The following is a 17,626-nucleotide window of genomic DNA, read 5'->3' as shown; positions in this document are numbered from 1 at the left end:
GCTGCCAGAAGTGTACGTTGCAAGATAAAGCAGGAAAAGGTGTGAGAGGCGCTTACGCCTCTCTGATCCGCGTGATCATTTCGGTTGTGTCGCGGCTGAGGTCAGGTGTGCTGGCGATCCGGTCAAGTTCCTTGCTGATCATGGATTGGCGGATTGCATCATAGCGCCGCCACGTCTGAAAGGCTGAACACATGCGCGCTGTGGTTTGTGGGTTCACCGGATCGAGTGTGATCAGCCAGTCCGCCAGCAGCGCATAGCCCGACCCGTCTTTGGCGTGAAAGCCTGCGTGATGCGCGGCAAGTGCACCAAGTGTGGCGCGGAACCGGTTGGGGTTTTTCCAGTTGAAGCCTGCATGTTTGGTCAGTGCCTTGGCGGTGTCGGCGGCGTCATCGGGTTTGGCCTCCATCACTTGCAGGCCGAACCATTTGTCCATGACCAGCCGGTCATCCTTCCACTGCGCCTCGAACTGGGACAGGGCTGCATCGCCGCGTCCGGCCCGGATCAGGTTGGCCAGAGCGCTTAGCTGCTGGGTCATATTGTCGGCGGCGTCGTATTGCGCCTGCGCCTGATCGCCACCGTCCTGACGCGTGGTCAGCGAGAGTATGGCGTTGCCAAAGGCGCGCATGCCGGATTGAGCGGCGTCCGGGGCAAAGGGTGCTGTGACCTTATGGGCGGCGTACATCGCTGGCAGTTCTTCGCTGATTTTATCAGACAATGCCTGTTTCAGGGTGTTCACTGCGACCCAGATCGCGTCGGGATCGGGGATGTGTCCTGCGCGTTGAATTTCAGCGGCAAGTTCGGATTGGCCCGGCAGCCCCAACATCAGCGCGCGATAGGCCGGGTCAAGCGTGTCGTCACGCATCACGCTGGCGATCCCGTTGATCCAAGCCGCATCTGGTGCCGTCCCTTTCAGGATCGTGTTCATCAAAGATGTACGCGCTAGACTGCGTGCTGCTTCCCATCGATTGAACGGGTCGGTGTCGTGGGCCAGCAAGAAGGCGTAATCGGCGTCGTGGTCCAGCACGACTGGGGCGGAGAACCCGCGCAGGATCGATGGCACCGGTTTTGCGTTCAGACCGGGAAAGGTGAAGGTCTGCAAGGCTTGCGTCAGTTCGAGGATTTGGGTCGGCATCGCTTCGGACCCATCGGGTGCGATCAGGCCAACGGCGATCGGGATGACAAGCGGGGCAGGGTCGGGTGTGGTCGCGGAGGGCGGCGTGCTTTGGGTGAACTCTAGTGTATAGGTCCCATCGGCAAACGCCTCGGACACCGCCACATGCGGCGTGCCTGCCTGCGCGTACCAGCGCTGGAACTGACTCAGGTCGCGCCCGGTGGCGTCTTCGAATACCTTTAGCCAGTCCTCAATCGTGCAAGCCTGCCCGTCGTGGCGGTCAAAGTAGAGGTCGAGGGCCTTGGCATATGCGTCGTCGCCCACCAGGGTTTTGAGCATCGCAATGACCTCAGCCCCTTTTTCGTAGATAGTGGCGGTGTAGAAGTTGTTGATCTCCTGAAAGCTCTCGGGACGGACCGGATGTGCCAAAGGCCCCTGATCTTCGGGGAACTGGCGCGCGCGCAGGTCGATGACGTCCGAAATCCGTTTCACGGGAGCCGAGCGCATATCGGCGGTAAACTGGCTGTCGCGAAAGACAGTCAGTCCTTCTTTCAGGCACAGTTGAAACCAGTCACGGCACGTGATCCGGTTGCCGGTCCAGTTGTGGAAGTATTCATGGGCGATGATGGCTTCGATCCGCTCAAAATTTCCGTCTGTCGATGTTTCGGGGCTGGCCAGCACGGCAGAGGCGTTGAAGATGTTGAGCCCCTTGTTCTCCATCGCGCCCATATTGAAGTCGTCCACGGCCACGATGTTGAACACATCAAGATCGTAAGGACGGCCATAGACCTTTTCATCCCAGACCATCGAATCTTTCAGCGCTTGCATCCCAAAGGCGCATTTGCCCTCGTCACCGGGGCGCACGTAAAGGGCGAGGTCGACCTTGCGTCCTTCCATCGTGGTGAAGGTGTCGCGATGGGCAATCAACTCGCCCGCCACCAGCGCAAAGAGGTAGGCCGGTTTTGGCCACGGATCGTGCCATTCCGCCCAGCCATCGCCAGAGGCCACCGGGTTGCCATTGCTCAGGAGCGTGCCGTGGGGGCCGTTGATGCGAACCGTGAATGTACTCATCACGTCTGGGCGGTCGGGGTAGTAGGTGATTTTGCGAAACCCTTCGGCCTCGCATTGAGTGCAGTACATACCGTTGGACAGATAAAGCCCTTCGAGCGCTGTGTTGCCCGCTGGATCAATCTGCACCTCGGCCTCCCACGTAAAGGGCATGTCCGGCACGTCGCAGGTCAGCCCCTCATCTGTGAGTGTGGGTTTGACAGCTTCACCGTCGATCTTGGCAGAGATCAGCGATAGGTTTTCACCGTTTAGAAAGAAGGTGCGATCCGCGGCGGCGCGGTCGGGCACAAATCGGATACGCGCCGTCACGCGCGTGGCGGATGGCGCCAGATCAAAGGTAAGGTGCACGTCCTGCACGGCAAAGCCGAAGGGGGCGTAGTCCTTGAGGTAGATCGTTTGGGGGGACGCATCGCGCATATGGGGGCCGCCTTTGGTGGGAAGGAGTTTCGACGTGAGGGTAGTGCTGCGGCGTCAGTGCTTCAAGCGGTGTTGGAGCCCAGACGGGATTAAGCCAGAAGCGCGCAGCCTTTGACTGTTGAGCAAGTCCGATTAACTGGTGACCCATGACAACAGTACTGTGGTTCAAACGGGATTTAAGGGTGCACGATCACCCGGCGCTGGCGCGGGCCACGGCGTGTGGTGATGTGATCCCTCTGTATGTGTTTGAGCCTGAATATTGGGCCGAACCTGATGTGTCTGGCCGGCAATTTGCCTTTGTGCGTGAAAGTGTGGCCGAGCTGGGCTCGGCGCTGTCTGCTTTGGGTGTGCCGCTGGTGGTGCGTGTGGGGCGGGTGAGCGACGTCTTGGGCAGTCTACCCGCCTTTGATCGGCTAATCAGCCACCAAGAGACGGGCAACGCCTGGACCTATGCGCGCGACCGCGATGTGGCTGCGTGGTGCGGGGCGCAGAGCGTTGTATGGGAAGAGCTGGCGCAGTCGGGCGTCGTGCGCCGTCTCAATGGACGTGATGGCTGGGCCAATCAGCGCAACGCATATTTGCGCCAGCCTGTAGCAGCTGACCCAAAGTCGCTGAGTGGGTCGTCCTTGTTGTCCGATTCTGTTCCCGATCTCGTCCCGCACGATCACTGCCCCGAAAGACAAATTGGCGGAAGGAGTGCGGGTGAGGCCCTGCTGACCTCGTTCCTCGAAACGCGGGGGCAGACCTATCGCCGCGATATGTCCTCGCCTGTTACGGGCGAATGGTCTTGTTCGCGTCTGTCCCCCTATCTGGCTTTTGGGTGCCTTTCGGGACGCGAAGCATCGCAAGCCACGGCCGCTCGCCAACGCGCCGTCAAGGGAACACGCACAGGATGGGGCGGGTCGCTCAAGTCGTTTCAGGCCCGGCTCGCTTGGCGTGATCATTTCACGCAAAAGCTTGAGGATGAGCCGGGACTGGAGTCCCACTGTTTGCACCGCGCCTACGAAGGGCTGCGCCCGCGCACGCCGGATGCCGAGCGGTTGGCTGCATGGGAAAAGGGCGAAACCGGCATTCCCTTTGTTGATGCGTGCATGCGCTATCTGGCCGCGACGGGATGGATGAATTTTCGAATGCGCTCGATGTTGATGGCGGTGGCCTCATACCATCTTTGGCTGGACTGGCGTGTGACCGGACTGCATCTGGCACGTCAGTTCACAGATTTTGAACCAGGTATTCACTGGCCGCAGGTGCAGATGCAGTCCGGGACGACGGGCATGAACACGGTCCGCATTTACAACCCGGTTAAACAAGGCAGGGATCAGGACCCGTCAGGCGCATTCACGCGCCGTTGGTGCCCCGAACTGGTGGATGTGCCGGATGCGCATCTGCAAAGCCCGTGGACGTGGGAGGGGGCCGGGTCGCTTTTGGGACGTTACTATCCAATGCCGATTGTGGATGTGGCTGAGGCCGCGCGGGAGGCCCGCCAAAAAGTGTGGGCTGTGCGCAAGGGCAGCGTCTTTCGCACCGAAGCGGCGCGCGTGGTGCAAAAACACGCCAGCCGTAAAGATCCTCAAGGTCATTTCGTGAATGATCGGGCGCCGGGGCCGCGTAAGGTGCGCGCCATACCCGCCAAAGACACGCGCCAAATGGGTTTTGATTTCTGACATGGGACGGATGCGCAAAAAGTCTGACTTACCGGAAAAGGTGTGCCCGATCTGTGCCCGCCCATTCACATGGCGCAAGAAGTGGGCGCGCGTCTGGGATGAGGTGAAGTATTGCTCAGATCGGTGTCGCAGTGCGGCGCGCGGGTGATCTGAACGTCGATTTAGAGGTTTTTTGGGCAGTTCGGTAAATTTGGTAAAATTATTTGACCAATGCTGTTTACGATAGGAAACTTTTTCTCTAACCGTCCCATCGAAGATCACACCAAAGTCAGGAGAGCATGCAATGGCGACTTATGTTGAACGGGCAGAGCTACGTGTGGCGGACACGCTGGCACAGTTTATCGAAACCGAAGCCCTACCGGGCACTGGCGTGGCCTCGGCTGATTTTTGGGCGGGTCTTTCGGCAATCGTGCACGATCTGGGTCCAAAGAACCGCGCCTTGCTGGCAGAGCGGGAAGAAATGCAGGCCAAAGTTGATGCGTGGCACATTGCGCACCGTGCGAGCCTGCATGACGCGGCAGCGTACACCGATTTTCTGAAGGAAATTGGCTATCTCGTGCCAGAAGGCGATGACTTCGAAATCGAGACAGAGAACGTGGATCCGGAAATCGCATCGATCCCCGGCGCACAGTTGGTGGTGCCGATCACTAATGCCCGCTTTGCACTGAATGCTGCAAATGCACGGTGGGGCAGTCTTTATGACGCGCTTTATGGCACGGACGCGCTGGGCGACCTGCCAACAGGCAAGGGATATGACGAGGCCCGCGGAACGCGCGTCATCGCGTGGGCCAAGGCGTTTTTGGATGAAGCGGTGCCGCTGGCTGGGGCCAAGTGGGCCGACGTTGACTATCTTGGTCGCGAAGGCAACGCGCTTGTGCTGCGTGCGGATGGGGCGTCTGTTGCTCTTGCAGACCCAACCCAATTTGTGGGCTCGGCGACGGTTGAGGATTGGGGCAAGTACCTTTTCAAAAACAACGGTCTCGGGGTCGAAGTTCTGGTCAATCGTGACAACCAGATCGGCAGTACTGATGCCGCAGGGATCGCCACAGTGAACCTTGAATCAGCTATGTCGACCATCATGGACTGCGAAGATTCTGTTGCTGCGGTCGATGCCGAAGACAAGGTGCTGGCCTATGGCAACTGGCTGGGCCTGATGAAAGGCGATTTGCAAGAAACGTTCGAAAAGGGTGGCAAATCCATCACTCGCAAAATGCACGACGATTTCACCTATACCGGTCCGGATGGTGCGCCTGTTTCGGTGAAGTGCCGCAGCCTGATGCTGGTGCGCAACGTCGGGCACCTGATGAGCAACCCTGCCATTCTGGACCGCGATGGAAAAGAGATCGGCGAGGGGCTGATGGATGCAATGGTGACGACACTGATCGCCATGCATGACCTGCAAAAGACGGACGGTCTGCGCAACTCGGTCAAAGGCTCGGTCTATGTGGTGAAGCCTAAAATGCATGGTCCAACCGAAGTTGCCTTTGCCGACGAGATTTTCACACGCGTCGAAAAGGTGCTGGGTCTGCCCGCCAACACGGTCAAGCTGGGCATCATGGATGAGGAACGCCGCACCTCTGTTAATCTCAAAGAGTGCATCCGCGCTGCCAAATCCCGCGTGGCCTTTATCAACACCGGCTTCCTTGATCGTACCGGCGATGAAATCCACACTTCGATGGAAGCGGGGCCGATGGTGCCAAAGGGCGAGATGAAAGGGGCGGCATGGATCTCCTCGTATGAGGATCGCAATGTCGATATCGGTCTGGAATGTGGTCTGAAAGGGCGCGCGCAGATCGGTAAAGGTATGTGGGCGATGCCGGACCTGATGGCCGACATGCTGGAGGCCAAGATTGGCCACCCCCAAGCGGGCGCCACCTGTGCATGGGTGCCTTCGCCAACGGCGGCCACTTTGCACGCCACGCATTACCACAAGGTTGACGTGCTGGCCCGTCAGGACGCCATCAAGGCAGGTGGTCCGCGTGGCAAACTCGAGGACTTGCTGTCGATCCCTGTTGCTGTGGGTCGCAATTTTTCCGACGCCGAAATCACGCGCGAGTTGGAGAACAACGCTCAAGGTATCCTTGGCTACGTTGTCCGCTGGGTCGATCAGGGCGTGGGCTGTTCCAAAGTGCCGGACATCAATGACGTTGGTCTCATGGAAGACCGTGCGACCTGCCGTATCAGTGCTCAGGCTATGGCGAACTGGCTGCACCATGGTGTTGCCAACGAAGAGCAGATCATGGCCGCAATGAAGAAAATGGCTGCCGTGGTGGATCGCCAGAATGCGTCTGACCCGTCCTATCTGCCGATGTCCCCGGGTTTTGACGGGATTGCGTTTCAGGCGGCTTGCGATCTGGTCATCAAAGGCCGGGTGCAGCCGTCGGGTTACACCGAACCTGTGCTGCATGCCCGCCGTTTGGAATTCAAGGCGGCGTAAGCACGAGATGAGACGGTGGGACCGAGGGGCCAGCCCTTCGGGCTCCCCGTGGTATTTTTAGTAAAGAGAAAGGAATGGGCGCGGATTGACCCGTTCCACGTAAGGAGACGACATGGGAATTACATTGGATCAGGCGCGCACGATGATTGCCGCCACTCTTGAAACCGGCCACGAGATGGGGCTGAAGCCGCTTTCTGTGGTGGTGTTGGATGCTGGCGGCAACGTGCAGGCGTTTGAGCGCGAGGATGGTGCAGCACCGGGGCGCTTTGCGATTGCGCATGGCAAGGCCTATGGGTCCGTTATGTTGGGCATGGCGGGCACGGCCCAAATGGCGCGCGCCGAGGCGCAGGCTTATTTCATGGGCGCTGTGAATGGTTTGTTCGGCGGCCAGCTGGTTCCTGTGCCCGGCGGCGTTTTGGTGCGCGATGCAAGTGGGGCGGTTGTTGGAGCGGTTGGCGTCACAGGTGATACGTCCGACAATGACGCAGCTGCAGCACAAGCCGGGATCGCTGCTGCTGGCCTTGTGGCGGAAATTTAAGCGTTTGACGGTTTGCGGCTGAGCGCACAGTGATCTGCGCGCTCAGCCGCACTAGGCGATCCCTTCCATGCTGTTTATACGTTAGCTCACAGCGCGACTTATGAGGACAGCATGGTACGGCCCGTTATTGGCATCATTTCGAACCAGCACATCATCAACGACGAATATGAGGTGCAAGCCGCCGGCGTGATCAACGTCTCGGCGGTTGCCGAAGTGGCAGAGGGCTTGCCGCTGATGGTGCCCGCAGATCCAGAAAAAGTACCATTGGCAGATTTGTTGGAGGCGTGCTCGGGTTTTGTCTTTACCGGTGGGCGCGCCAACGTGCATCCCGAAGAATATGGCGAAGAAGAAACGCCAGCCCACGGCGCCTTTGATCGCAACCGCGACCGCGTGGTCTTGCCACTGATCCGTGCGCTGGTCGAGCGGGGCCAACCACTGCTTGGCATCTGCCGTGGGTTTCAGGAAATGAATGTTGCGATGGGTGGCACGCTCTACCCTGAGATCCGGGATTTGCCGGGCCGCGACAATCACCGCATGCCCCCGGATGGAACACTCGAAGAGAAATTTGCCCTGCGCCACAATGTGGAGTTTTCGCAAGACGGCGTTTTCCATCAACTGATGGGGTCACAGTCGGTTTTGACCAATACGTTGCACGGGCAGGGGATCAAGTCGCCTGGGCCTCGTGTTGTAGTGGATGGTCATGCGCCTGACGGGACAGCTGAGGCGATTTACATCGACGGCGCACCTGGGTTCACGCTTTCGGTGCAATGGCATCCTGAGTGGAACGCCAAGGCGGATCCGGTTTCCCGACCGCTGTTTGAAGCTTTTGGTTCGGCTTGCCGGGACTGGGCTGACGGGCGTCGTGCCCGTCCGATGCTGCGCAGCGCCTGAGCCCTTTAACGCTGCTTTAACCATGTTGGCATAGCCTTTTGGCATGGCCAGATGTGTTCAATCCACCGCACAATCTGATTCCTATTTCTTTACGGCCCGTGCCGCACGGAATGGGGATGACCTGTTCACCCGACACATTGATGTTTTGCGCCAAGCCTTTCGAAAGACACGCGAAACACGCCCTTTCATCATAGATGAAATCGTAGTGCTTCCCGACGTGATCCACACTCTTTGGACCCTGCCCGAGGGGGACGCTGATTTTTCGCAGCGCTGGCGGATGCTCAAGAGCCTCTTTTCGCGCGCCGTGGATGGCCCGAAAGATACATGCACATTGCGGCTGCGCCCCGGAGAAAAGGGGCTTTGGCAGCGGCGGTTTTGGGAACATAAAATCAGGGACGCAGACGATTTGGCCGCGCACCGCCATTTGATATTCAGCGCCCCTGTGCAGGCAGGTCTGATCAAGCGACCCGAGGCTTGGCCATATTCATCCATCCACCGCGCCATTGCGCGCGGCACACATGTGCCGCAGCCATCGGTTGGGGCCGCCACTCATCGACGGGTGCCTCCGGAGCGGATTGCACCCCAGCCCAACGGGGTTGCGTAAGATGAGCGCATCCTGCGTCCTGTTCAGGCGCATTTGACCCAAGCGCTGTTTCCTTTCACAATTGCGGCACGCTATGCTCTGTTGCAACGCACAGCAGGCGGAGCAATGCCATTGAAAGACCTCATTGACATTCCCCCGGTCTGGCTGGTCCTTGCCATCATCGTTGCATGGTTGCAGGCGCACTTGCTGCCTTTGGGGCTGACGTTGGAAGGCGCTGTGACGGATGCTTTGGCGGGTCTCATGATCGGCGCGGGCGCCTTCCTGATTCTGGCGGCAGCACTGGCGTTTCGCCGGGCGCGGACCACCATCCTTCCACATCAGACCCCGGCGGCGCTGATCACGACGGGCGTTTTTGCACGGACCCGTAATCCCATCTACCTTGCCGACGTATTGATCCTCACCGGGTTTATCTTGCGCTTTGATGCCGTGGCCTCCTTGGTGCTGGTGCCGATCTTTGTTTGGTGGATCGAACGGCACTTCATAGTCCCCGAAGAAAACCGCATGCGCCGCACCTTTCGCGCAGATTTTGCCGCATACGAACGCAAAGTGCGCCGCTGGGTCTAACCCTTTGTGATTATTGCGCACCTATGTGCGCCGCATGCTTGTAACTCTGCACCGGTCCCGGTAACTGAACACGCGGGCGGTAAATGCCGTTCTGCCAGTGCGGCACGACGCCGCCAGTTGTCTGCCATGACTGCCAAGGGGGGAGCGCTTCGCATGAAGATCGGGACACCAAAGGAAACTTTTGTCGGAGAGCAACGCGTCGCGATGACGCCTGAAAGTGCTTTGGCGCTTCAAAAGCTCGGGCACACCTGCGTAATCGAGGCCGGTGCCGGCGGTGCGGCGGGTTTTGCCGACAAAGCCTACAAAGAGGCAGGCGTTGAAGTGGTCAAGACCGCCGCCGCCTTGTGGAAAGCCGCTGATGTGGTCGCCAAGGTGCGCGTGCCCGATGACGGCGAGATGAAGCGCCTTCGCGCAGACCAAACCCTCATTTCATTCTTCAGCCCCGTCGCTGATGAGGACAAGATGCAGGCCGCCGCCAAGAAAGGCGCCACTGTCGTTGCGATGGAAATGATCCCGCGTATCAGCCGCGCGCAGAAGATGGATGCGCTGTCTTCGATGGCCAATATCGCGGGCTACCGCGCAGTTATCGAGGCAGGCAACAACTTTGGCCGCTTCTTCACCGGTCAGATCACGGCTGCGGGCAAAGTGCCCCCAGCGAAAGTTCTGGTTGTTGGGGCAGGAGTTGCAGGATTGGCCGCGATCGGCACATCCACTAGCCTTGGCGCGATCACTTATGCCTTTGACGTGCGCCCAGAAGTGGCCGAGCAGGTCGAGAGCATGGGCGCCGAGTTTGTCTATCTCGACTTTGAGGAAGAGCAGACAGATGGAGCCGCTACCGGTGGTTATGCCTCTGTGTCGTCCCCTGAGTTCCGCGAGGCACAGCTCGCCAAGTTCCGCGAACTTGCGCCCGAAGTCGACATTGTCATCACCACCGCTCTGATCCCCAACCGCGATGCACCTGAGCTTTGGACCGAGGACATGGTCAAGGCGATGAAGCCGGGATCAGTCATCGTGGACCTTGCCGCAGAAAAAGGCGGCAACTGCAAACTGACGGTGATGGACGAAAAGATTGTTACGGCCAATGGCGTCACCATCATTGGTTACACGGACTTCCCAAGCCGTATGGCGACGCAGGCCTCCAGCCTTTATGCGACGAACATCCGCCACCTGATGACGGACCTGACGCCGGAAAAAGACGGCGAAATCAACCATAATATGGAAGACGACGTGATCCGGGGCGCCACCATCGCGCACGGGAAAGAAGTCACCTTCCCACCGCCGCCACCCAAAGTGGCGGCCATTGCGGCGGCTCCCAAGAAAGAGCCTGCCAAGGAACTGACGGCGGAAGAAAAGCGCGCAGCCGAAGACGCTGCCTTCAAGCAGCAGACCCGCAATCAGGTCACTTTGCTGGGTGTTGGTGCAGCCCTCGTGTTGGGCGTGGGTTTGATCCCCGGGATGCCGGCCAGCTTCATGCAACACTTGATCGTTTTTGTGTTGAGCGTGTTTATTGGCTTCCAGGTCATCTGGAACGTGGCGCATTCGTTGCACACACCACTGATGGCGGTCACCAACGCGATTTCGTCCATTATTATTTTGGGGGCGTTGATCCAGGTTGGATCTTCAAGTCTACTCATAACGTTGCTTGGGGCCTTGGGGATATTCATGGCGTCCGTCAACATCTTTGGCGGCTTCCTCGTGACACGGCGTATGCTCGCCATGTTCCAGAAATCTTAAGGCGGGGCAGGGACTTATGGAAAACGCATTCACCATCGCGGCCTATGTTGTCGCAGCCATCCTCTTTATCCTCAGCCTTGGCGGTCTGTCCGGGCAGGAAAGCGCCAAGCGGGCCGTTTGGTACGGCATTGTGGGCATGGCCATCGCTGTTCTGGCCACGTTGATTGGCCCCGGTTCGGGCCTGTGGTTTGCCTCGCTTGTTCTGATCGCTGGCGGCGCGGCTGTTGGGTATCAACTCGCCACCAAGGTCGAGATGACCCAGATGCCCGAACTGGTGGCCATCATGCACTCGCTGGTTGGTCTGGCAGCGGTCTTTGTTGGCTTCAACGCGGACCTGATGATCAACTACATTGGCGGAGTGTATGAAGCTGAGGGCCTTGTGATGGGCGCCGTGGACGCAGGTGGCGTCAAGGCAATTGGACTGACCAAAGAGGTCTATGAAGGCTTGTCAGCCTTTGGGCAGTTGATCGCGAAGAAATCCAGCGTTGAAATTGGTATTCTGCGCGTTGAACTGGTGCTTGGCATCTGGATCGGGGCCGTGACCTTTACAGGGTCCGTGATCGCGTATGCCAAGCTTGCTGGGTCCTCCTCGAAGCTGCCTTTCGACATCGACACAAGCGCCAAGAAACTGCCTGGCGGCCACCTGCTGAACGCTGGGGCTGCGGCCCTGTCTGTACTGCTTTTAATCGTTTACCTCGGCGGGAGCGGGTCATGGGCGCTGGTTCTGCTTACTCTCGCGGGGCTCTTCATCGGCTATCACCTGATCATGGGGATTGGCGGAGCTGATATGCCTGTGGTTGTCTCCATGCTGAACAGCTATTCCGGCTGGGCGGCGGCGGCGATCGGCTTCTCGCTTGGCAATGACCTGTTGATTGTTGTGGGCGCGCTTGTGGGCTCCTCCGGTGCGATCCTGTCCTACATCATGTGTAAGGCTATGAACCGCTCTTTCGTGTCCGTGATCCTGGGCGGCTTTGGTGGCCCGGCAGGCGAGCAAATGGCCGTTGAGGGCGAACAGATCGCCATCGAAGCGGATGGAGTTGCCGCGGCCTTGAATGAGGCCGACAGCGTTGTCATCATCCCCGGCTACGGTATGGCGGTTGCACAAGCCCAGCAGGGCGTGGCCGAATTGACGCGAAAATTACGCGCCGCAGGCAAAACTGTCCGGTTCGCCATCCACCCTGTGGCTGGCCGTTTGCCCGGGCACATGAACGTGCTCCTGGCCGAGGCAAAGTTGCCTTATGATATTGTGCTGGAAATGGACGAGATCAACGATGACTTCCCTGATACGGATGTCGCCATCGTTATTGGATCCAACGACATCGTAAACCCGGCTGCACAGGACGATCCAAACTCGCCTATCGCAGGGATGCCGGTCTTGGAGTGCTGGAAAGCGAAACAGGTGTTCGTGTCCAAGCGTGGGCAAGGCACTGGATATTCCGGCATCGAAAACCCGCTCTTCTTCAAGGACAACACGCGGATGTTCTATGGTGACGCCAAGGCTTCCATCGACAAACTGTTGCCGATCATCGACTGATACTGAGTGTTGGCGACCTCTGTCGTCGGCCTTCTCGGAAAAGCGCACCGTCCCTGGCAATAAGGGGCGGTGTTTTTTGTTTGTGAGTGTGTGGTGTCGTCTTGGTGTATGCCGTTTTGTGTCGTGTTTGGTGATACGGGCCACCAGCCTGTTTCCGTCGCGTCGGGTACCGCGGTCGGCCAAAATAGTTTTTTAGGAGCAGGCAGCCAATTGCGGGTTACATGTGGAGCGTTTGCCGCGAAGGGTATGAATTTCCATCAGCTTTTGGCGTTTAAGGGCCGCGCTTGGGCTGGGGGATCGCCCATTGCATACCGTTGCATTCCATTAACGCATTGAAATGCCATAAAAAATGGTTTTGCTTTGCTGCGTATTAGGATTATTTCGCTGCAAAAGAAGTCGGAGCAGTCATGTCCCCTGTCCAAGATCACCCACTACGCTACCAGCTGGCCAACGAGTTGCATGCGCGTCCCTTTCCGTCGATGCAGGCCCCAAGTGCTGCCGCCTATGTGGCGTTCAAGCAGGCTGAAATGGCTGCCAACCGAGACCGTAACGCGGACATAGAGCATTTGCACAAGTTGCTTGACCGGCACGGTGCCCAGCATCCGCAACCCGGTGCGACCCACTATTACGGCCAGATCGGCAAGCATTGGCTGAAATGGGAACAGCACACAGAATTTGTCACCTACACAATCTTTTCTGAAGGAGTCGAAGAGCGACCCTTTGATCCACGCGCCTTTGATCCGTTCCCACAAGACTGGCTGGCCGAGGCTCCGGGCCAGCGGGTGACCTCCATCCTCGTGCGCGTGGAGGAGCGTGGATCGGAGGACGACATTCAAGCCCGCCTGCGCGAATGGTTCGTCCCTGAAAGCCTCGCAGCCAGTTCAGTGCTGGAAGACGCGGCCATCATGGCGGGCGACTTCCGCATTGATCAGAACGGGCACATGCGTTTTGCACTGTTTGCCAGCCCCAGTACCGGCGAACACCGTATGGGCCGTATCGTGCAGCGTCTGTGTGAGATCGAGACATACAAGTCCATGTCGATGCTCGGCTTTGCCCGGGTGCGCAGTATGGGGGCACAACTGGGCGCACTGGATACGCGGTTGACTGAACTGGTGGAATCCATGTCGGTCGGAACGTCCAAAGCCGAGGACACGCTGGATGCACTGCTGGAGATTTCAGCGGAATTGGAGACGTTGTCGGCACAATCCTCGTTCCGCTTTGGCGCCACATGGGCCTACGAGGCCATTGTGACAGAACGGATAGCGGCCCTGCGGGAAGAGCGGTTTCACGGGCGTCAGACGTTTCGAGAGTTTATGGTGCGACGCTATCAGCCTGCCATGCGCACGGTGCGCTCGGCCCAGGGACGTCTGGATGCAATGAGTGCGCGCGGTGTGCGGGCTGCCAACCTGCTCAGAACACGCGTCGATGTGGAACGCTCTGCCCAGAACCAGAACCTGTTGGAAAGCATGGACAAGCGCGCTGATCTGCAACTGCGATTGCAGCGCACAGTCGAGGGGCTGTCTGTGGTTGCGATCAGCTACTACGCTGTGTCGCTGGCCAGTTATCTTCTTTATCCACTGGAAGCGCCAACGGGGTTCTCCAAGGGCTTGTTGACCGCGCTGATCACCGTCCCGGTGGTTGTGCTGGTATGGGCTGCTGTGCGGCGATTGCGGCGCGCGGTAGAGAAGTAGGGTGGATCAATTTCGCACGTGCACGAAGTAAGTGTTGGCTTCGAACCTGCAGAGATCTGTGCCGCGCAGCGAATGGTTGCTTCGAGACCACGTTGACTGCGATAGATCACGTGGCTAGGTTTTTTTCGTGAGCAGGGACTATCAACTTTCCGGAGATTCGGGCCGCGCGGCCATTGAGAACGGAACCGCCAATCCAAAGTGGTTCCGTCCCGATGTCGATCCTAAAGCTATCCGCGATCTGATGCAAAAATCCAATACCATTGCCTTGCGCGACACCGTGATATGGCTCGGTGCGATGTGTGTAAGCGCTGCCGTTGCGATCGCTCTCTGGCCGTCTTTGTGGTCGGCGCCATTCTGGCTGATATATGGCGTTCTCTATGGGTCGGCGGGGGACTCGCGTTGGCATGAATGCGGCCATCGAACGGCGTTCAAGACCGCTTGGATGAACGATGCTGTCTACCAGATCGCCAGCTTCATGATGATGCGCAACCCTGTTGTTTGGCGCGCCAGTCACGTCAGGCATCACACGGATACGATCGTCGTGGGGCGTGATCCCGAAATCGTTGCGATGCGCCCGCCCGATCTGGCGCGCATCGCGTTGATGTTCGTCGGAGTCATGGATGTCTACACCGCCTTCAAACGGATGTTCCTGCACGCCAGCGGTCGCCTGGGCCCTGACGAAGCGATGTATGTTGCCCCGAAAGACCGCGCCAAGGTCTTCAGGATCGCCCGGATCTGGCTTGCGATCTATGCCTGTACCATCGTCGTCTCGATCGTGATGGCATCCATTTTACCGCTGATGCTGATCGGTCTGCCGCGTCTTTACGGGGCATGGCACCATGTCATGACGGGTCTGTTGCAGCACCTTGGCCTCGCCGAAAATGTCTCGGATCACCGCCTAAATACGCGCACTGTGCTGATGAACCCTGTCAGCCGCTTCATCTATTTGAACATGAACTATCATCTGGAACACCACATGTTCACAATGGTGCCGTACTACAACCTGCCCAAGTTGCACGCATTGATCAAACACGATGTCCCTCTGCCGGACCGTTCCATTGGTGCGGCATTCAAACGCTTGGCGCCGGTGCTGATCAAACAGCTGAAATATCAGGACGCTGTCATTGTCCCGGATCTACCTTCAGGGGCAGCGCCCTACCGGCCAGAGGTCGAAAAGCTCCGACCCCATGCAGTCTGACGGGAAATAAACCGAAGGACTGTTTTGTCCGCAAAGCAGACGTTTGTGCAAATCCTTCACCGCCCCCTGATCCGTGGATCCAACGCGTCGCGCAGGCCGTCGCCAAGGTAATTCACTCCGAGCACCGTCAGTGAAATCAACAGGCCGGGCAGGATCACCCGTTCGGGGTATTGCTCCATCCGCTGAACGGAATCCGCCAGCAATTTGCCCCATGTTGGGAAGTCGGACGGGAAGCCGACACCGAGGAAGGACAACGCACTTTCAGTGATGATCGCCGTGGCCAGCCCCAATGTCGCTGACACCATGATGGGCGAGATCACGTTGGGCAGCAGGTGGCGCAGAATGATTGAGCCGGATGTCGTTCCGATAGAGCGGGCGGCAAGGATGAACTCGCGTTCTTTCAGGGCAAGGATGTCGCCACGTACGATACGCGCGGTCTGCATCCATGAGGTCAGGCCAATCACGCCAACGATCAGGATGAACATTCCTCCCTCCGGACCGAAGTTGGCGCGCAGGGGCTGGCGGAACAGGGTCACGGCGACCAGTAGCAGGGGCAGGATAGGCAGTGACAAAACAAGGTCCGTAAAACGCATCAGCCAGAAGTCGGCCTTTTTGAAGTAGCCAGAGACAACGCCAACGGCTGTGCCGATCAGAAGCGCGAGGACCATGGCGGCCCAACCAACTGCCATGGACGCGCGCCCGCCCGCAATCAGGTTGGCGAGGATGTCGCGCCCCAGATTGTCGGTACCCAGCGGGTTGCCCCAGCGTACGGCGGCCGTGCCGTCCCAGATGGCGGTGTAGATTGGGCGCAGGTCCTTGTTGCGAATATCCAGCTTTTGCGGATCGACCTGCCACACCCACGGGCCGACAAGCACCGCAAGCGTGATGAAGATCAGAAAGCCTCCACCAAACAACGCACCCTTGTGGTGTTTGAACTGGTCCCAGACGTCTTTCCACTGGCTGCGCGGCGCCTTGGGGGGCTCTTTGTCCTGAAGGGCCGCGTAGGGGTCGATGGGTGCGGTATCAGTCATAGCGGATCCTCGGATCGAGCACGCCGTAGAGCACGTCTGCGATCAGGTTGAAGAGCACAATCAGTATGGCGAAGATGAAGGTCAGCGTCATCACCATGGGGATGTCATTGGCAAAGAGCGCGGTGAGCAGCAGTTGCCCGATCCCGTTCACTTTGAACACGTTCTCGGTGATGATCGCACCGCCGAAGATGGCCGGGATGCCCAGGGCAATGACTGTGATCACCGGGATCATCGAGTTGCGCAGCACATGCTGCATGACCACCACGCTTTCTTTCAAACCTTTGGCACGGGCGGTACGCACATAGTCCTGGCCAAGGTTGTCGAGCATGGAGGAGCGCATATAGCGTGATATCTGAGCCGTGGTTTGAAGCGCCAGCACCATCACAGGCATCACCATCTGCATGAACTGGACTTTAAAACTGGCCCAATCTGTCACGACGTGCGTCGTGTCGTAGATCGACGGCAGCCAACCCAGTTGCACGGAAAAGATCACGATTAGCAGCGGGCCAGTAAAGAAGGGCGGGATCGAAAAGCCGATCATCGTGATGAACGTGCCCGACTGGTCGAAGACGGAATACTGTTTGTAGGCCGAATAGATGCCGATCGGCAGGGCGATCAGGATACCCACGACATAAGACAGGCCAACAACCCAAAGCGTCTGCGGGATGCGCTGTACCACGATGTCCATAACGGGGCTGCGTGTCTGCCACGAAATCACACGCTGTTTGCCTTCGGCGAAGGTCGTGCCAAACCAGTGATCGATCAGAACCTGCGGTTCGATCCAGAAGAACTGCACGATCCATTTCCAGTATTGGACGTGGATCGGTTGGCCAAGGCCAAGAGCCTCGCGCATCTTTTCTTTGACTTCGGGTGGGACCGTCAACGGCACTTGGGCCATTGGGTCGCCCGGGGCGAGCTGCAAGAGCAGGAAAATCACAAGGCTGATGAACAAAAGCGTCGGGATCGAAAGGATCAACCGGCGGATTGTGAATGTCAGCATGGGCAGGCCGTTCCTTTTTCGGAGGTCTTGTTGTTGTTTGGCGGTGGGCGGATGCCGGCTCCGCCTTTCGGGGTGGGTGCCTTCTGGCAGGCGTTAAGTGTCAGCCTGCCAGAAGAGAGGGTGAGACGGACGTGTCGTCCGCCT

Annotated in this window: 14 protein-coding genes; 11 read left to right on the top strand and 3 right to left on the bottom strand. The window is 58.5% G+C overall.

From position 1 onward, the window contains the following. Positions 1-52 precede the first annotated feature (52 nt). Positions 53-2,596: an aminopeptidase N gene (pepN, locus tag ABJD00_RS08220; protein ID WP_413829562.1), complete on the bottom strand. Its 2,544-nt coding sequence runs from the start codon at positions 2,594-2,596 to the stop codon at positions 53-55. 146 nt (positions 2,597-2,742) lie between these two features. Between pepN and ABJD00_RS08215 the strand changes: the two genes are divergently transcribed. The 11 genes from ABJD00_RS08215 to ABJD00_RS08165 all read left to right on the top strand — a co-directional run bounded on the left by ABJD00_RS08215 (position 2,743) and on the right by ABJD00_RS08165 (position 15,451). Beyond that, positions 2,743-4,260 (top strand): FAD-binding domain-containing protein, encoded by a 1,518-nt coding sequence (locus tag ABJD00_RS08215; RefSeq protein ID WP_413829560.1) that lies wholly within the window; start codon positions 2,743-2,745, stop codon positions 4,258-4,260. Between the two features lies 1 nt (position 4,261). Further along, positions 4,262-4,408, top strand: a complete 147-nt coding sequence (locus ABJD00_RS08210) for a DUF2256 domain-containing protein (RefSeq protein ID WP_108837518.1) — start codon at positions 4,262-4,264, stop codon at positions 4,406-4,408. A 135-nt stretch (positions 4,409-4,543) separates the two neighbouring features. Beyond that, positions 4,544-6,697, top strand: a complete 2,154-nt coding sequence (locus ABJD00_RS08205; RefSeq protein ID WP_413829558.1) for a malate synthase G — start codon at positions 4,544-4,546, stop codon at positions 6,695-6,697. 112 nt (positions 6,698-6,809) lie between these two features. Further along, positions 6,810-7,235 carry a GlcG/HbpS family heme-binding protein gene (locus ABJD00_RS08200; RefSeq protein ID WP_108837520.1) on the top strand — a complete coding sequence of 142 codons (426 nt, stop codon included), beginning with the start codon at positions 6,810-6,812 and terminating at the stop codon, positions 7,233-7,235. A gap of 111 nt (positions 7,236-7,346) precedes the next feature. Continuing rightward, complete coding sequence (locus ABJD00_RS08195; protein ID WP_413829556.1) at positions 7,347-8,126, top strand: gamma-glutamyl-gamma-aminobutyrate hydrolase family protein; 780 nt, start codon at positions 7,347-7,349, stop codon at positions 8,124-8,126. A gap of 43 nt (positions 8,127-8,169) precedes the next feature. Then, on the top strand, positions 8,170-8,730 hold the full coding sequence (locus tag ABJD00_RS08190; protein ID WP_413829554.1) for an REP-associated tyrosine transposase: 561 nt from the start codon (positions 8,170-8,172) through the stop codon (positions 8,728-8,730). 105 nt (positions 8,731-8,835) lie between these two features. Then, positions 8,836-9,294, top strand: coding sequence for a methyltransferase family protein (locus ABJD00_RS08185; RefSeq protein ID WP_413829552.1), 459 nt, complete (start codon positions 8,836-8,838; stop codon positions 9,292-9,294). A 153-nt stretch (positions 9,295-9,447) separates the two neighbouring features. Then, positions 9,448-11,028 carry a Re/Si-specific NAD(P)(+) transhydrogenase subunit alpha gene (locus ABJD00_RS08180; RefSeq protein ID WP_413829550.1) on the top strand — a complete coding sequence of 527 codons (1,581 nt, stop codon included), beginning with the start codon at positions 9,448-9,450 and terminating at the stop codon, positions 11,026-11,028. Positions 11,029-11,044: 16 nt separating this feature from the next. Then, positions 11,045-12,562 (top strand): NAD(P)(+) transhydrogenase (Re/Si-specific) subunit beta, encoded by a 1,518-nt coding sequence (locus ABJD00_RS08175; RefSeq protein ID WP_413829548.1) that lies wholly within the window; start codon positions 11,045-11,047, stop codon positions 12,560-12,562. Between the two features lie 407 nt (positions 12,563-12,969). Further along, positions 12,970-14,253, top strand: coding sequence for a DUF3422 family protein (locus tag ABJD00_RS08170; RefSeq protein ID WP_413829546.1), 1,284 nt, complete (start codon positions 12,970-12,972; stop codon positions 14,251-14,253). 127 nt (positions 14,254-14,380) lie between these two features. Further along, positions 14,381-15,451 (top strand): fatty acid desaturase family protein, encoded by a 1,071-nt coding sequence (locus ABJD00_RS08165; protein ID WP_413829544.1) that lies wholly within the window; start codon positions 14,381-14,383, stop codon positions 15,449-15,451. A gap of 56 nt (positions 15,452-15,507) precedes the next feature. Here the strand turns inward: ABJD00_RS08165 and ABJD00_RS08160 are convergent, their stop codons facing one another. Beyond that, a complete protein-coding gene (locus ABJD00_RS08160) occupies positions 15,508-16,482 on the bottom strand; it encodes an ABC transporter permease (protein ID WP_413829542.1) in 975 nt (324 codons plus the stop codon). Further along, on the bottom strand, positions 16,475-17,482 hold the full coding sequence (locus ABJD00_RS08155) for an ABC transporter permease (RefSeq protein ID WP_413829540.1): 1,008 nt from the start codon (positions 17,480-17,482) through the stop codon (positions 16,475-16,477). The genes ABJD00_RS08160 and ABJD00_RS08155 overlap by 8 nt, the downstream gene beginning before the upstream one ends. Positions 17,483-17,626 lie beyond the last annotated feature (144 nt).

It is taken from the genome of Tateyamaria sp. (assembly GCF_039945315.1).
Classification (GTDB): domain Bacteria; phylum Pseudomonadota; class Alphaproteobacteria; order Rhodobacterales; family Rhodobacteraceae; genus Tateyamaria.
The sequence above is the reverse complement of the archived record's forward strand: the minus strand, read 5'-3'. Positions and strand labels throughout refer to the sequence as shown.

What these genes read in the sequence shown, in the direction of transcription:
- pepN (WP_413829562.1), bottom strand. Translation starts at nt 2,596, where the DNA reads ATGCGCGATGCGTCCCCCCAAACGATCTACCTCAAGGACTACGCCCCC.
- ABJD00_RS08215 (WP_413829560.1), top strand. Translation starts at nt 2,743, where the DNA reads ATGACAACAGTACTGTGGTTCAAACGGGATTTAAGGGTGCACGATCAC.
- ABJD00_RS08210 (WP_108837518.1), top strand. Translation starts at nt 4,262, where the DNA reads ATGGGACGGATGCGCAAAAAGTCTGACTTACCGGAAAAGGTGTGCCCG.
- ABJD00_RS08205 (WP_413829558.1), top strand. Translation starts at nt 4,544, where the DNA reads ATGGCGACTTATGTTGAACGGGCAGAGCTACGTGTGGCGGACACGCTG.
- ABJD00_RS08200 (WP_108837520.1), top strand. Translation starts at nt 6,810, where the DNA reads ATGGGAATTACATTGGATCAGGCGCGCACGATGATTGCCGCCACTCTT.
- ABJD00_RS08195 (WP_413829556.1), top strand. Translation starts at nt 7,347, where the DNA reads ATGGTACGGCCCGTTATTGGCATCATTTCGAACCAGCACATCATCAAC.
- ABJD00_RS08190 (WP_413829554.1), top strand. Translation starts at nt 8,170, where the DNA reads ATGGCCAGATGTGTTCAATCCACCGCACAATCTGATTCCTATTTCTTT.
- ABJD00_RS08185 (WP_413829552.1), top strand. Translation starts at nt 8,836, where the DNA reads ATGCCATTGAAAGACCTCATTGACATTCCCCCGGTCTGGCTGGTCCTT.
- ABJD00_RS08180 (WP_413829550.1), top strand. Translation starts at nt 9,448, where the DNA reads ATGAAGATCGGGACACCAAAGGAAACTTTTGTCGGAGAGCAACGCGTC.
- ABJD00_RS08175 (WP_413829548.1), top strand. Translation starts at nt 11,045, where the DNA reads ATGGAAAACGCATTCACCATCGCGGCCTATGTTGTCGCAGCCATCCTC.
- ABJD00_RS08170 (WP_413829546.1), top strand. Translation starts at nt 12,970, where the DNA reads ATGTCCCCTGTCCAAGATCACCCACTACGCTACCAGCTGGCCAACGAG.
- ABJD00_RS08160 (WP_413829542.1), bottom strand. Translation starts at nt 16,482, where the DNA reads ATGACTGATACCGCACCCATCGACCCCTACGCGGCCCTTCAGGACAAA.
- ABJD00_RS08155 (WP_413829540.1), bottom strand. Translation starts at nt 17,482, where the DNA reads ATGCTGACATTCACAATCCGCCGGTTGATCCTTTCGATCCCGACGCTT.